The organism is Streptomyces sp. SID13726 (assembly GCF_010548375.1).
GTDB lineage: Bacteria > Actinomycetota > Actinomycetes > Streptomycetales > Streptomycetaceae > Streptomyces.
The window spans coordinates 1-439 of record NZ_JAAGLY010000460.1 but is presented as its reverse complement, the minus strand read 5'-3'; the positions used below and the strand labels follow the sequence as shown (position 1 = coordinate 439).

1 pseudogene is annotated in these 439 nt (G+C 73.8%); it reads left to right on the top strand.

Going from position 1 to position 439, the window contains the following annotated elements:
• Positions 1-303: 303 nt before the first annotated feature.
• A pseudogene (locus G3I78_RS52615) lies at positions 304-439 on the top strand (glycosyltransferase); the annotation flags it as partial.

Here is a 439-nt window from a genome sequence, read left to right as displayed (position 1 = left end):
ACGGGGCGAGGTGCCCGCGGACTGGAGGTGACCGAGGTGGCGGGGGAGTCCGGGGACTCCCCCGCCGCCGGGTCAGGTGGACGCCGGAGCCCCGAAGGACCGGCCGGTTCCGGAGGAGCTATGGAGCCATGGAGCTATCGAGCTAGTGCTGTGGCCGGGAAGGTTTGCCGGGTCGCGGTGTTCGGTGCGGTGCATCGCAATGCGGAGGGCCGCGGCCTTTACTGGACGTACTTGCGTGGTCCGACAACGCGGCGAGGTGCCGTGCCGGGCGCCGCGACCCGGTGAACCTTCCCGGCCACAGCATTAGGCATCGGCGCGGCCCACGACGGTCCGGCCCGGACGGCCGAGTCGCTGTCCGTCGCGCTGGAGACGGCCCTGACCCCGGCGACCCGCGAGCGGGCGACCGCCGGGGGCGGGGTGTTCCGCACCAAGGGGCGAC